Below are 14,832 nucleotides of genomic sequence, written 5' to 3'. Positions count from 1 at the left end.
GCTGGCCTGCGTAGACATCAGAAGTCTCAACTTCAACTCGAGACCCACCTGTCACACACTCGCCCGATGCGCGACAATGGGTGAGTGAACGACGCACGGAGCAGCACCCAACACCTCGATTCGGCACCTGACGACGCCCAAGGCGTCGAGCCTGAGCAGGGCGCCGAGCCTGAGCAGGGCGCCGATCGAGGCTCGCGGCTCTACCCGCGCGTGACCAGCTTCCGGTCGAGGCGAGGCGCGCTGACCGATGCCCAGCAACAGACGTGGGACTCTCTGTGGCCCCGCATCGGGCGCGACGTCGCCGACGACCGTATCGACGTCGACGCCTGGTTCGGCCGGACGGCGCCGACCGTTCTGGAGATCGGATCCGGTACCGGCACGGCCACGACGTCGATGGCCAAGGCCGAGCCGCACGTCAATCTGATGGCCGTCGAGGTCTATCGGCCCGGTCTCGCGCAGACGTTGCAGCAGATCGAGCGCGAAGGTATCGACAACATCCGCTTGCTGCGCGGCGACGCGATGGATGTACTGGAGAACATGCTGACCTCCGAGTCCCTGACGGGCGTCCGCGTGTTCTTTCCGGACCCGTGGCCGAAGGTGCGTCACCACAAGCGCAGACTGCTGCAGGGACCGACGTTCGCGATGATCGCAGATCGACTCGCACCCGGCGGGGTTCTGCACGTGGCCACCGACCACGCGGAATACGCAGAGTGGATTGCCGAAGCAGGGAACGCTGAGCCCGGATTGACCGTTCTCGACTGGAAATCTCCGATGACACACGAGCGGCCCGTCACCAAGTTCGAGGGCAAAGCCCAACTTGTAGGCAGCTCGGTGACGGAGCTCGTATGGGGAAAGAGTCCACGATGAGCTTCAACGAAGAGCTACCCGAGGCCACGGTTGCGCCCCTTCCTCACATCGACACGGGTGATTCTCGTCACACCAAGCGCGTGCTACTGGTCTGGGACGCACCGAATCTCGACATGGGCCTCGGCGCGATCCTGGGGGGTCGACCGACGGCTGCGTATCGCCCCCGATTCGATGCGCTGGGCCGATGGTTGCTTCAACGCACCGCTGAACTCTCGGTTACGGAGTCGTCGACACTCGAACCCGAGGCGACGGTCTTCACCAACATCGCCCCAGGTAGCGCCGATGTAGTTCGACCGTGGGTAGAGGCCTTGCGTAACGTGGGCTTCGCGGTATTCGCGAAACCGAAGGTCGACGAGGACAGTGACGTCGACGCCGACATGCTCGACCACATCGAACTGCGCAATCACGGTGGCGGGCTTGCAGGCGTCATGGTCGCGTCCGCGGACGGTCAGGCGTTCCGCGAGCCGCTGGAAAGCATTGCTGCAACCGGCGTGCCCGTTCACGTGCTCGGATTTCGAGAGCATGCGAGCTGGGCAGTCACGTCGGAGACGCTGACGTTCCTCGATCTGGAGGACATCCCCGGCGTCTTCCGTGAACCTTTGCCGCGGGTCAGTCTGGATTCACTGCCGGACGAGGGCGCATGGTTGCAGCCGTTCCGCCCACTGTCCGCCCTGCTCGTCGGGCGCCAAGGAGTTTCGTAGTGTTCGCCAGATGGGGAGATCTCGTCTACCGCTTGCGGTTCACGGTCATCGGAGTAATGGTGGCCGGCCTTCTGGGCTTCGCGGCGTACGGACTCGACCTCAGCGACCATCTGAGCCAGAGCGGCTGGGACGACCCCGGTTCCGAGTCGGTGGAGGCTGCGCGTCTGGCCGACCAGGCGTTCGGGCGTGACAAACAGGGCGACGTGATCGTCCTGTACACCGCACCCGAGGGTGAGACGGTCGACGATCCCGAGTTCAACGCCAAGGTCACCGACAGTCTCAATTCACTCGTCTCCGACAACCCCGATCAGATCGAGAAGATCAACGGCACCTACTTCAAGGTCGACGGCGTGGTCAGTGCACCCGCACTGGCGACGGTGGACCGTACGCACGCCATCGCCAGCATCGCCATCGTGGGTGCCAACGACACCGAGCTGACCAACAACTTCCAGGCCGTCAAGGACGTCTTCTACATCGATGGTGTCGACGTGCAGGTGACCGGTCTGCAGGCTGTCGCAGGAGCCCTGCAGTCGACGATGGCCGGCGACATTCAGCGCATGGAACTGCTGGCCATTCCGGCCGTCGCAATCCTGCTGTTCTTCATCTTCGGCGGTGTGGTCGCGGCCGCGCTCCCGTTGATCGTCGGTGGCCTGACTGTCGTAGGCGCCAACGGAATCGTCAAGGTCTTCACCAACTTCACCGAAGTCAACAGCTTCGTGGCACCGGTCGTTTCGCTCGTCGGGCTCGGCTTGGCAATCGACTACGGGCTCTTCATCGTCTCGAGGTTCCGCGAGGAACTCGGTGACGGGTACTCGACGCAGCAGGCGGTGCGCAGGTCGGTCATGACGGCCGGTCGAACCGTTGTGTTCTCGGCGACGATGATCGTCGCCAGCCTGGGCGGTCTGCTGCTCTTCCCTCAGGGATTTCTGAAATCCGTAGCCTATGGATCCATCGCGACGGTGGCGCTGGCCGCACTGACAGCGATCACGATCCTGCCCGCGATGCTGGCAATCCTCGGACCTCGCGTCGATGCCCTCGGGCTCAAGTTCATGCGCAAGACCAAGTCGTCCGAGGAAATCGAGAACGGCATGTGGGGCAAGTTGACCAGGTGGGTCATGCGCAACCCACTCAAGGTCACCATCCCCATCGTCCTCGGCTTGGTACTGCTGACATTGCCCGTGGGCAACATCAAGTTCGGTGGAATCAACGAGACCTACCTGCCGCCGGACAACGTCACCCGGCAGGCACAGACCGAGTTCGACACCTTGTTCCCCGGTCAGCGCACCGAGCCGATCAAGGCGGTCATCGAGAACGCTCAGGGCGCGAATCTGGCTGCGATCACCAGCCAACTGAACCAGGCGCCCGGGCTCATCGAGAAGTTCTCGCCGACGGGCGCCAGCAAAGACGGAATCATCGTTTTCAAGGCCGGACTGGTCGACCGGAACGACTCGACACCGGCCATCGACTATCTGCGCAGTATCGACGTCCCCGAGGGCGCGACGGTCATGATCACCGGTACGCCCGTCATCGAGCAGGACTCGATCGCGGCATTGATCGACAACCTTCCGCTGATGGCGATTCTCGTCGTGTTCATCGTGACGCTCCTGATGTTCTTGACCTTCGGATCGTTGGTGTTGCCGATCAAGGCCGTCCTCATGACGACGCTCGGCCTCGGTGCGACGATGGGCATCTTGACGTGGATATTCATCGACGGCAACGGCGCCAGTTTCATGAACTTCACGCCCGGTCCGATCATGGCTCCGGTTCTGGTGCTGATCATCTCGATTGTGTTCGGGTTGTCCACCGATTACGAAGTGTTCCTGCTCTCGCGCATGGTGGAAGCCCGAGAGAAAGGCGCGAGTACCAGCGAAGCCATCCGCGTCGGTACCTCGCATACCGGGCGCATCATCACCGCTGCGGCACTCATTTTGATCGTTGTGACCGGAGCATTCGCGTTCTCGGATCTGGTGATGATGAAGTACATCGCCTACGGCATGATCGCCGCACTCATCATCGACGCCACCTTGATCCGGATGTTCCTCGTGCCTGCGACCATGAAACTGCTCGGCGACGACTGCTGGTGGGCACCTGCGTGGATGAAGCGTATCCAGCAGAAGCTCGGCCTCGGCGAGACGATCCTCGAGGACGAGCTCATGCCGGCAGACGTCCCGGAGCTCGCAACCGTAGGCGGGGTTGCACGTACCACCGTCGCACCGCCGATACGGCCGGCGGCGCGCCCGAGTGAGCCACTCACCGAACCTATTCCGGTCGTCGCACCGGTAGGTTCGGGGCCGATTCGCGCCACTCACGTGGCCAAGGAAGACGAGCGTCGGTCGGCAACGGGTAGGCCCGCGCGCGCCCCGATCGTCGACCAGCAGGCGGAGCCGGCGTGGCGGTCGCAGCAGCCTGCCACACGTGAGCCCCAGGTTCCGCCCGCAGTGTCCACCCCACATGGGGTGTCGACCCCACAGGCAGAAACGACCCCACCGGCACGACCGGCTCCGCAGGCGCCCCCGGCACCGGCGCAGTCCCCTGCTCGCGAGCCCGCGCGGTCGAACGGTCATCGCACGCCCGTGCCGGATCCGAGGTCCATCGAGAGCTGGCTCGCAGATCTCCGAGCACCATCCGACAAGCCCCAATCCGAGCCCCAGCGTTCAGTAACACAGCGTTCAGAAGTACAGGGCCCGGAGGTGCCCAAGGGTTCCGATAGCGACAGTCCTGTCTCGAGCGGAACATCGGCACGGAACGGGCACTACTCGCCCACCGTCAACGGGTCGGGCAGCAACAGTTCGGCCACCAACGGCCGTCAGCCCTACGGCACCGGCTCAGCTCCCGGCGGCCCCGACCGCAGTGCCAGCAGACCCACGCCGGACACCGCTGGCTCGAACAGCAGTCCAAGGCCCGGGGGCATTCGCGGATACTCGCAAAGTGCCGGTAGCGCGAACGGTGGCAACGATCCACGAGTGAGACCGGACAGCCCCACTGCAAACGGACATGGGTCGAGCGGGCATGAACAAGAACGACTTCCGAGCACACCCCGTGCCCGCTACGACATCTCGACGCGGAATGCGCCTCGCAACCCGACGCCCGAGGACGCGCCGAACCGATCACGATCGGGTGGTGCAACACCGGATTCGACCGCTCCGCAACCATCCCGTCGAGCCGCCGAACCCGACGATGCAGACGCCACGGCCGACAACGACAGCGGCAAGCACCGCGGCGGTGACGGTCGACAAGCACTGAGCGTCAGCGAATTGCTTGCGCGGGAGCGACGACAGTAGATCGACGCGCTGGTCGGTCGGCGGCCGCAACACCCTCCGGTAGGGTTCCGATGCGCGAACCTCGACGACGGATCTTGGTTCGATGCACCGCCAGCCGTCCGACAACTTGCGAGGAGCAGCCTGAGTGTTCGCCACCTGGGGAGATCTCGTCCACCGCTGGCGCTACACAGTGCTGGGCGTCATGATTGCCGGCTTGTTGGCGATGGCCGGATACGGAGTGGGCTTCGAAGACCATTTGAGTCAAGGTGGTTTCGACGATCCCGGCTCCGAGTCAGTCGAAGCCGGCATTCTCGCCGACAGCACCTTCGGCCGAGACACACAGGGCGACGTCATCGTGCTGTACACGGCACCCGAGGGCAGGACCGTCGACGATCCCCAATTCAGCGCTGCAGTTGCCGACAATCTGGAAACCCTTGTCGCCGAACATCCCGATCAGATTCTGAAGATCAACGGCACATACTTCCCCGTCGAGGGCACGCTCAGTGTTCCCGCGCTGGCGACCGCGGATCGACAACATGCCATTGCCAGCATCGCGATCGTCGGCGACAACGACACAGAGCTGACCAACAACTTTCAGGCCGTCAAAGATGTCTTCTACATCGACGGCGTCGACGTGCAGGTGGCCGGTCTGCAAGCAGTGGCGGGCGCCCTGCAGTCGACAATGTCCGAGGACATCCATCGGATGGAAATTCTCGCGATTCCCGCGGTAGCGATACTGCTGTTCTTCGTATTCGGAGGTGTCGTCGCCGCGGCACTTCCGTTGATCGTGGGCGGTCTGACGGTCGTCGGCGCCAACGGAATCGTGCGTGTGTTCACCAACTTCACCGAGGTCAACACATTCGTCGCGCCGGTGGTGTCGATGGTGGGCCTCGGTCTTGCGATCGACTACGGCTTGTTCATCGTCTCCAGGTTCCGTGAGGAACTCGGAGACGGACGGTCGACCCGCGACGCAGTGCGGCGTTCGGTCATGACAGCCGGCCGCACCGTGGTCTTCTCGGCAACGATGATCGTCGCGAGCCTCGGTGGGCTACTGGTGTTCCCACACGGATTCCTGAAGTCGGTCGCCTACGGATCCATCGCCACGGTCGCACTCGCTGCACTGACGGCGGTCACCGTTCTCCCTGCACTGCTTGCGATCCTCGGCCCGCGAGTCGACGCATTCGGATTCAAGTTCATTCGGAAGACCAAGTCGTCCGCGGAGATCGAGAACGGCATGTGGGGCAAGCTGACCGAGTGGGTGATGCGCAGGCCGATCAAGGTCGCTGTCGTCATCGTGCTCGGGTTGCTCGTCCTCACGCTCCCGGTCAGCAAGATCGAATTCGGCGGGATCAACGAAACCTATCTGCCACCGGACAACCCGACGCGCGTCGCCCAGGAGCAGTTCGACGAATTCTTCCCCGGTCAGCGCACCGAACCGATCAAGCTCGTCATCCAGGGTGCTCAGGGCGCGTCCCTCGGGCAAATCACGAACCAGGCGAACGAGGCCCCGGGCCTTATCGAGAAGTTCACACCCGAGGGGTCGAGCAAAGACGGGATCATCATATTCAAAGCCGGACTCGAAGATAGAAACGATTCCGCCGAGGCCATCGAGCACCTGAGAAGCATGGAAATCCCGGACGGTGCAACGGTGTCAGTCGCGGGGACGCCTGCCATCGAGTACGACTCGATCGCTGCACTGGAGGACCGTCTCCCGCTGACGGCGCTACTCGTCGTGTTGATCGTGACGCTGTTGATGTTCCTGACCTTCGGCTCGCTTGTGTTGCCCATCAAGGCCGTGTTGATGACCGCTCTCGGCTTGGGCGCGACAATGGGCATACTGACCTGGATCTTCATCGACGGCCACGGTGCGAGCCTGATGAACTTCACGCCCGGCCCGATCATGGCGATGATTCTCCTCTTGATCGGTGCCATCGTGTTCGGATTGTCCACGGACTACGAGGTTTTCCTACTCTCCCGCATGATCGAAGCGAGAGAGAAGGGGGCCAGCACAACTGAAGCCGTGAAGATCGGTACCGCCCATTCGGGCCGGATCATCACTGCTGCTGCGCTCATCCTCATCGTGGTGACCGGTTCCTTCGCGTTCTCCGATCTGGTCATGATGAAGTACATCGCCTACGGAATGATCGCTGCCCTCATCATCGATGCCACCGTGATTCGAATGTTCTTGGTGCCCTCGGTGATGAAGCTTCTCGGCGATAGCGCGTGGTGGGCTCCGAAGTGGATGAAGCGAGTTCAGCAGAAATTGGGACTGGGCGAAACGTACCTCTGATCCGTGCGCGGAAACCCACAGCACAGCATGGTTTTCCGCGCACAGTCGTCAGCTCGCTGCCCGATCCGCGAACACCTTCGCGTATCGCGTTCCGGCGAAGAGTAGAAGCAATCCGACGACGATGAACGCGCAAACACGGAACAGTCCGTCGAGCGCAACCAGGTCGAAGAGGAACAGCTTCGCAACGGATGCCGCCGTCAACGACAGGCCAGCCAACAACGCTGTGTGAGCATACTTCTCACTACGCAATCCAAGGACCAACAGCGCCATCGCTACTGCCATCCATTCGATCGTGGCCGCGCAATGTCCTGCGACGAATCCCGTCATACCTCCGATTGCCACAAGTCCGAGTGCAACGGTCGCCGATGTCAGCGCGTACAGCGACACAAGGCCGGCCCCGACCCAGAACGCCTGCAGATTCTTGTCAGCGATTTTCAGCTGTGCAGCGACGTACACCAGGCCCGCCGCGACCGCCACCAGTAGCAATCCGGCGAGAACGACACCGAATTCATCTACCGCATAGCGTGAGTCCGTGATCGAAGCCGGGGGTGACACGACGACATATCCGAGCGCCCCCAAGGCGGCGAACGCTACGCCGACGAAGTAGGCCAACACGGACGACGTGCGATACGCGGCGACCACCAACACCGCGGCAACCACGAGCAGCGCGAGCGGACGGAGTTCGACCGACGTCGGGACCAACACTGCCTGCAGAAGTGCCAGTGAACCGACCACCGCAAGGACGATCTTGGCGCCGGCGGGGAGCCACGTGCCCACAGCGATCACCAGCAGACATCCGAGTGCCACAAGACCGTGCACGAGCGTTGCAGTCCACGGCTCGAACAGAGCACCCACGACCAGGACCGGAATCGCCGATGCCGCCATCATCGCTGTCGCCATGACATCTGCGACGTTGCGACGCAACAACTCCACCGAACTACCGATCCCAAACGTGGCGACGATGGCAGACACGATCAAAAGCGGTATCGCCTCCGATACGGACGCACCCCAGTTCTCCGCTTGCGCAATTCCGAACAGCGTGACGAGGACGACCGGCAGCGTCCGTGCGCCCGACAATATCGGCCAGTCTCGGCCCAGTTGCGCCGCGAAGCTTGCGATGAAGGTTGCCGTGAAGAATGCGATGAGCGACAAAGTGACTCCGCCGGTTACCACGGGCGCACAGATCGCGACCCCGATCAGAATCAGTACCGCCATCGGCTGCGACCGCCACGACACCGCAAGTGCGACGCCTGCCGCCGCGATTCCGAAGGCGGCGATCAATCCGATGACCGGTTCGAGCCATTCGTAGAGGACGGTCACCGCCACGACATCGAGGTAGAGACCCGCGATGCCAGTCGCAGCAGTCGCTATTCCCCCGATTCTGCCGCCTGACTTGCCGTAGATCCGAGACCCGATGTACACCAGCGCGATCGAGAACACCGCGCCCGCGCCGACTCGAAGTTCCGGGCCGAACCATCCGGCTTGTGCCGCGAGGACGAGCAACATGACCACACCGATCAGGGTGACGCCTGCGCCTGCGACGGCCAGAACACGGCTGATGACCCCGTCACGTTGCCACCACGGCTCGGACTTCTTCGTTGATGTCGCCCGCCGCGACGGTGCGTGTGGCCTCGGCCGAACTGCCGGCGCACGTGGAGGCGTCGGGGGTTGCTGAGGCTGGGCTTGTTGGGGCTGGGCTTGTGGGTGGGTCTGCTGTGGGTGTGTGGGTTGTGGGTATGCGGGTTGTGGGTACGGGGGCTGTGCGTGAGCTTGGGGGTATGGCGGCGCTGGATGCTGCTGCACAGGCTGGCGCGGTACCGGCGCAACGATCTGCGCCTGGAGAACGCCAAGATCACCCGATACCCGACGCATCTGTTCGCTCAGCGTCGCGAACTGGCTCGCGAGGCCTGAAATCAATCGCGGATCTATCGCTGGTGTCGTCATACATCGATACTTGCCGTCCGCGTCTCCGAAGTCGTGAGTAGTTCTACCCCCTCGACCCGAGTACTTCCGCCCGCATACGTTCGGGCATCCACATCGCGTAGGCGGCCTCAGTGCCCGAGCATTCTCCGAATTGACGTGCCGAACGGATGCTTGGCGGTGACGGACCCGAACCGAATCTTGCCCCGCACGACGACGTGCAGTGGACCGATGGGAGGACCGGTACGAACTTTGTTGCTCGCACTTCCACCGACCGTCTCGACGGCATTGAGATCGACGGTCGCCTCCTGCGGCACGATGATAGAGAGGGTGCTGCAGTAGTCGTCGACCGTCACCTCGACCACCTGACTCGACATGATGGCCTGAGTGAAGTCGAGGGTAACGGTCGACATCTTGCTCTGAATTCCGAGCTGCGGTGGAACGTGCCACGGGCCTTTGCGTGTGACTGTGGACATCGTGCCGCGGACGATGTCGTTCGTGCTCGACTGTGTGCTGTGAGGGCGCGAGGTGTAGCCATGCGGCGAGTAAGACTGTGATGCGTAAGTCTGCGGTCCGTACGACTGCGCTGCATGTGGCTGAGCTGCATGTGGCTGTGCAGTAGGCGGGGACGGTTGCCAGCTCGGCGGTCGATGCTGCTCGGCGATCTGCATTCCGGGAAGGTCGGCGAGGACGGAATTGAGTTCACCGCGAGTCTTGGCCGCGAGAGCGGTGTCCATCCGCTCGGTGAACTCACCGAGCGACAGCATCCCCTGCCCCACCGCACGCTGCAGCAGCTGACCCACGTGTTCCTTCTCTGCGTCAGACACCCGCAAATCCCTCGCCTCCATGCCCCAAGGATAGGGGGCCATGGGCGTGGTTGCCATGTTCGAGGACCTCGAGCATTCCGTCGACCGACGCGGGCCAGCCGAACTGCTCGGCACGGGCGCGGGCGGCAGTTCGGCCGGCGGCATTCGAGAGCTCGAAGACCCGGGACAGCTCCGACGCCAATCCACCTGCGGTGTCGTCGAAACGCCCGCCGCATTCGGAGGTCACGATGTCGGCCAGCGCGGACGATTTCGACACCACCACGGGCGTCCCGGAAGCGAGCGACTCCAATGCAGCAAGTCCGAAGGTCTCGTGCGGACCCGGAGCCACGGCAGCGTCCGCGGATGCCAGGAGTGCCGCGAGCTCTTCGCGTCCGTGGACGAATCCGAGAAATTCGACCGGCAGTCCGCGTGCTCGGCGTTCCAATCCGGATCGCCTCGGCCCATCTCCCGCGATCACGAGCCGCACATCGATCCCTGAATCAACCAATGCTGCAACCGAATCGATGCTGCGATCGACACGCTTCTCCACCGACAGGCGACCACAATGCACGAGCAGTCGTTCGGCGTCACCGTGCCAGGGCGAGCGAAAGCCGTCGACACTCGACCCGCCGTTTCTCGAATTATCGATACGACGCGTCGGATGAAAAATATCGAGATCGACACCGAGGGGGACTTCGGAAACGTTGCGGGCGCCGATGCGCTCGAACTCACGCCGAGCGAATGCAGTAGTGCAGACGACCGTGTCGTAGGAGTCGGCCGTCCGTCGGTTTGCGACGTCGGCGAACGCCCGAGCGACCGCGTGTGGGAACACTTGCCCGAGCAATCGATCGAGCCGTTCGTGCGAGATCATGACGCTGTGCACCCCTCGGCGTGACGCCCAGGCACCCATGCCACGAAGCGTCAGTCGATCCGATACCTCGATTACATCGGGACGAAGAGCCGCGGTGATGTCGGCGGTGGTACGTGGATCTACCGCACGGTACCCACCGGTGAACGGAATCTTCCTCGCAGGCCTGGTGATCCGCAGAACCCCGGAAGGCAATACCTCCTCGGACGCGACCGCACCCGGTACGACGAGGGTCACCTCGTGGCCGCGTGCTGTGTATCCCGCGCCCAATTGATCGATCGCGGTCCGCAACCCACCCGAGCGCGGACCGTAGAAGTTCGCAAGTTGCACGATGCGCATTGCAGCGAGTGTGACGCCGCGGCGTTACCACCCAGCGACGAGGAAGCGAACAGTGTCGACGTTGTCGGTGTCGATCGGGTTGCCTCTGTGACCGTTCACGACCCTCGAGCCGGGAAAATGACCGCATTCTGCGTTTTTTTCGGCCACTCGTCGGGTAAACACACTCATGGAGTTCACAATCGACGCGGTGGGATCCGCACCTGCGGGAGCCGTCTGGGAGAAGTACATGGACCCACGACAGTGGTCATCGTGGGCAACGCAGATCGTCGGCGTCGACTACTCCGAGGAGCGAATCACCGCCGGAACGTTCGGCCGCGTCGAGGGCCCACTGTGGATTCACGTCGACTTCGAAATACTCGACGTCGACGAGTCCGAGTGGATGTGGACATGGAGCGCGTGGTGGAAGCACCGACGTGTCGGGCTGACGTTGACGCACGGCGTGGCGTCGAGGACGGATGGGTCACGGACCTGGCTGAGAATCTGCGGTTCGCCCGCCCTCATCATCCCTTACCTGCCAGTCGCCAAACTCGCGCTGATGCGGTTGGTCCGGCGCTGAATTACTCCGATGCTGGATTACTCCGAGCGCGTGATCGTCTTCGGGTCGGACGGGTCGCCGCCGACGTCCTCGGGGTCAGGCGTCGGCAACGACTGAGAGTCGCCTGCGCCGTCCAGATGGCTGTCGAATTCAGCGATCGCTTCGCGGAGCTCGTCCGAGCTCTGGGCCGTATCGGCGTCGGTTCCGCGAGTCTTCTCGGTGGGATCGACGGTCGTGTCGACGGGCTTGTCGGTGTCGGTCATGAGTTGGAGAGTGCCCCGACCGCTGACCTCGCAAACCGAAGTTCACAACCCCTGTTCGATGGCATAGCGCGTCAATTCGACCCGATTCGCCAGTTGGAGCTTCCGTAGCGTCGCCTGCACGTGGTTTTCGACGGTTCGGTGACTCAGAGTCAGCTTCGTTGCGATCTGCTTGGAGCTCAACCCCTTTGCGACCAGCCGTAGGACCTCGGTCTCCCGATCGGTCAGAGTAGGACGAGCGATCGACTCGTCGACGGCAGGTGCGGAGGAGATTCGCCGGTACTCGCCGAGCACAAGCCCTGCAAGACCTGGGGTGAACACGGCCTGACCTGCTGCAGTAGAGCGAACTGCCTCATACAACTCTTCCGCAGACGCGCTCTTGACCAGGTACCCGGTGGCACCTGCCTTGATCGCATCGAGCACGTCCTCGCGTTCGGCCGAGGCGGACAACACCAGGATGCGACTGTCCTTCGAGCCTGCGAGCACCTCCGTGGTCGCGTCCGCGCCGTTGCCGTCGGGCAGATGCATGTCCATGAGTACGACGTCGGGCTTCGTCGCGGTGGCACGCCGCCCCGCCGCCCCGACACTGTCCGCTGTCGCCACGACGTGAAATCCGGCCGCCTCGAGGTCACGGGCGACTCCGTCACGCCACATCGGATGGTCGTCGACGACCATGATCGATATCTGCTTGTCAGTCACTTCGCGATCCCTTCGGTACCCGAATTTCCCACTCTGTTCCGGCACCGACGGCCGTGTCGAGCACTGCCGTCCCGCCGATGGCCTCGACCCGACCGAGGATCGACTTCGACACTCCCATACGGCCTTCCGCTTCGGCCGCAGCCAGGCGTCCCGGTGCGATACCGAAACCGTCGTCGCGGATACTGACGATGATCTCACCGTCCACGTCTTCGAGCAGAACGTAGGCGCGGGCACCGTCGCCCGCGTGCAGCGCGACGTTGGACAAGGCAGTCGCGACCACCGCCGAAAGCTCCTCTGCAACAACTCTGTCGACCAGTACGGGGTCCGGAGGGGCAGACACCGAGACGGTGGTGCTCCCCCGGGGACGCAGCAATGAACGCAGGTCGACTTCCGCTTGGGTCGCGTCGACTCGGTTCGCCTCGCCCTGTTCGGAGATGAGCATCCGCAGAGCTACTTCCTGCTCACCGGCAAGTTCAGCTAATTCCCCTGCTGCCCCGCCTATTTCAGAACCGCGCCGACGAACCAACGCGAGCACCTGCAGAACACCGTCGTGAACCTGACGGGCGAGCCGCTCTCGCTCCTCGGTGATCGCAGCCAGCCGCACGGCGCGTTCGAGTTCGGCGTGTGCACGCCGTGCGGTGTTGCTGGCCAGGCCGAGAGCGAGACCGACCGACACCAGGACCGGCGCGGTCGCGTCTGTCCACAGATCGAGATCGATCTGGTCCCGTACCACCGCGCTCACGGCGGACAGAAGGATGCCCGACGCGATTCCCCCCTTGGGTCCGAACAGGATTGCCGCCGAGATCACCGCGTTGGTGGACCACAGTGTCGTGGGGAGTGTCTGGTGGTTGCTGTACCAGTCGTAGTCCGAGACCAGGCGAGTCGACGCCATCAAGCCGATCACGACGAACTGGTCGGCCAGCACGACCTTCCACCGCGGCACGCTCGCGCGGGAGAGCAGCACAGCTGACAATCCCGTCCAGACGGCCATCAAGGAGACGAAGAACCAACTCAGCCGGACGTTGCTGTAGTACCCCATGGACGCGATCTGATAGCTGACGGCATACAGCAGCGTAACGAGCCGCAGAGCCTGCGACGCCCGCCACAGCGGAGTGACAGCGTCAGTCATCGTCCGGCTTCTTCAGCGACCCCGGGTCGAGTTCACGGTTGCGCGCATGCGGGCTGTCTGCGGTCGCCGGGAACAGCGGTTTCGAGGGGTCGTTCTCCTCCAGTTGCTCGTATACCTCGTCCGGATCCTCGGCGAGCAGCGAGCGAATCGCAGTGTTGAGCACCGCAACGATAGGAACGGCAAGCAGTCCGCCGACGATGCCTGCCAACAGAATTCCTACGGTGATCGCCAGAACCACAGCCAACGGATGCAACCGAACCGCACGACCGAGCAGAAGTGGTTGCAGCACATGCCCCTCCAGCTGCATGACTGCGACCACGATCCCGAGCGTGATGAGCGCGGTGAGCAACCCCTTGGTCACCAGAGCGATGAAGACCGCCACGAATCCGGTCAGGAATGCACCGATGATCGGGATGAACGCGCCGATGAACACCAGCGACGCCAACGGCAGCGCCAACGGCACGCCGAGAATGGCCAGGCCGGCTCCGATTCCGATGGCGTCGGCCGCCGCGACCGCAACAGTCGCGCGGACGTATCCGACGAGCGAACCGAAACCTTGACTGCCTGCCAACCGAATTCTGCGTCGTGCAGCCGTCGGCGCAAGCCTGGTGACGAACTCCCAGATTTGATCTCCGCCGTACAGAAAGAAGATCAGAATGAACAGGGTCAGGGCGGCTCCGGTGAAGATTTCACCGATGACGGTCGCCGTCGTCAACGCTCCGGACGTGACTGCGGCCTGGTTGTCCTGAATGACTTTGACGAGGTTCTCGCTCGCCTGGTCGATTTGATCCTGGCTGATGTGCAGCGGACCGTCCGCCATCCATTCCTGAACGCTCTTGATCGACGTCGTGAATTGATCTCCGAGCGCAGGCAGGCCCTCGATGAACTGTTCGACGACGAACGTCATGATGCCCGCGACGACGCCGATGCTCGCGATGATGGCGATGACGACCCCAGCCGCCCGTGGCACTCCGCGGCGCTGCATCCAGTCGACGATCGGTACCAACATCGCCGACGCCAACAATGCGAGGCCGAGGGGGATGATGACGATGTCGAGCCGCGCGACCATGTAGCAGAACGTGATGATTCCAGCGAAGATGACGAGTAGCCGCCACGTCCACTCGGCGCCCACCCGGACGAGCGGATGCACCGAATCAG

The 14,832-nt window shown here is 63.2% G+C and carries 12 protein-coding genes; 5 read left to right on the top strand and 7 right to left on the bottom strand.

Annotation, left to right across the window (positions count from 1 at the left end; all coding sequences use genetic code 11):
* The first annotated feature begins 84 nt into the window (after positions 1–84).
* From trmB to WDS16_RS24335, 4 genes are all read left to right on the top strand, one after another.
* Positions 85–867, top strand: a complete 783-nt coding sequence (trmB, locus tag WDS16_RS24350; protein WP_338888395.1) for a tRNA (guanosine(46)-N7)-methyltransferase TrmB — start codon at positions 85–87, stop codon at positions 865–867.
* Positions 864–1,568: an NYN domain-containing protein gene (locus WDS16_RS24345; RefSeq protein ID WP_338888393.1), complete on the top strand. Its 705-nt coding sequence runs from the start codon at positions 864–866 to the stop codon at positions 1,566–1,568. Before trmB ends, WDS16_RS24345 begins: the two co-directional genes overlap by 4 nt.
* A complete protein-coding gene (locus WDS16_RS24340) occupies positions 1,568–4,849 on the top strand; it encodes an MMPL family transporter (RefSeq protein ID WP_338888391.1) in 3,282 nt (1,093 codons plus the stop codon). The genes WDS16_RS24345 and WDS16_RS24340 overlap by 1 nt, the downstream gene beginning before the upstream one ends.
* Positions 4,850–4,973: 124 nt before the next feature.
* A complete protein-coding gene (locus tag WDS16_RS24335) occupies positions 4,974–7,118 on the top strand; it encodes an MMPL family transporter (RefSeq protein ID WP_338888389.1) in 2,145 nt (714 codons plus the stop codon).
* A 48-nt stretch (positions 7,119–7,166) separates the two neighbouring features.
* On the opposite strand, the gene WDS16_RS24330 is transcribed toward WDS16_RS24335, so the two are convergent.
* From WDS16_RS24330 to WDS16_RS24320, 3 genes are all read right to left on the bottom strand, one after another.
* The gene (locus WDS16_RS24330) at positions 7,167–9,062 is read right to left on the bottom strand and encodes a DUF2339 domain-containing protein (protein WP_338888388.1); all 1,896 of its coding nucleotides are present in this window, start codon (positions 9,060–9,062) and stop codon (positions 7,167–7,169) included.
* Between the two features lie 107 nt (positions 9,063–9,169).
* Complete coding sequence (locus WDS16_RS24325; RefSeq protein WP_338888387.1) at positions 9,170–9,886, bottom strand: DUF1707 domain-containing protein; 717 nt, start codon at positions 9,884–9,886, stop codon at positions 9,170–9,172.
* Entirely contained in the window at positions 9,858–11,051 is a 1,194-nt protein-coding gene (locus WDS16_RS24320; RefSeq protein ID WP_338888386.1) for a glycosyltransferase, read from the bottom strand. The genes WDS16_RS24325 and WDS16_RS24320 overlap by 29 nt, the downstream gene beginning before the upstream one ends.
* A 187-nt stretch (positions 11,052–11,238) precedes the next feature.
* Between WDS16_RS24320 and WDS16_RS24315 the strand changes: the two genes are divergently transcribed.
* Positions 11,239–11,607: a MarR family transcriptional regulator gene (locus WDS16_RS24315; RefSeq protein ID WP_338888384.1), complete on the top strand. Its 369-nt coding sequence runs from the start codon at positions 11,239–11,241 to the stop codon at positions 11,605–11,607.
* Positions 11,608–11,624: 17 nt separating this feature from the next.
* Here WDS16_RS24315 and WDS16_RS24310 read toward each other — a convergent pair whose 3' ends face one another.
* Genes WDS16_RS24310 through WDS16_RS24295 form a run of 4 tightly spaced genes read right to left on the bottom strand, consistent with a single transcriptional unit; the run spans position 11,625 to position 14,824 of the window.
* Positions 11,625–11,849 carry an autophagy-related protein 2 gene (locus tag WDS16_RS24310; protein WP_338888383.1) on the bottom strand — a complete coding sequence of 75 codons (225 nt, stop codon included), beginning with the start codon at positions 11,847–11,849 and terminating at the stop codon, positions 11,625–11,627.
* 42 nt (positions 11,850–11,891) lie between these two features.
* On the bottom strand, positions 11,892–12,521 hold the full coding sequence (locus WDS16_RS24305; RefSeq protein ID WP_338893602.1) for a response regulator transcription factor: 630 nt from the start codon (positions 12,519–12,521) through the stop codon (positions 11,892–11,894).
* A gap of 16 nt (positions 12,522–12,537) precedes the next feature.
* Positions 12,538–13,674: a MacS family sensor histidine kinase gene (gene macS, locus WDS16_RS24300; RefSeq protein WP_338888382.1), complete on the bottom strand. Its 1,137-nt coding sequence runs from the start codon at positions 13,672–13,674 to the stop codon at positions 12,538–12,540.
* On the bottom strand, positions 13,667–14,824 hold the full coding sequence (locus WDS16_RS24295; protein ID WP_338893601.1) for an AI-2E family transporter: 1,158 nt from the start codon (positions 14,822–14,824) through the stop codon (positions 13,667–13,669). The genes macS and WDS16_RS24295 overlap by 8 nt, the downstream gene beginning before the upstream one ends.
* Positions 14,825–14,832: the final 8 nt, after the last annotated feature.

The sequence above is a fragment of the Rhodococcus sovatensis genome, assembly GCF_037327425.1.
Taxonomy (GTDB): domain Bacteria; phylum Actinomycetota; class Actinomycetes; order Mycobacteriales; family Mycobacteriaceae; genus Rhodococcoides; species Rhodococcoides sovatense.
Note: the sequence above shows the minus strand (reverse complement) of the source record. Positions and strands in the feature narration are given on the sequence as shown.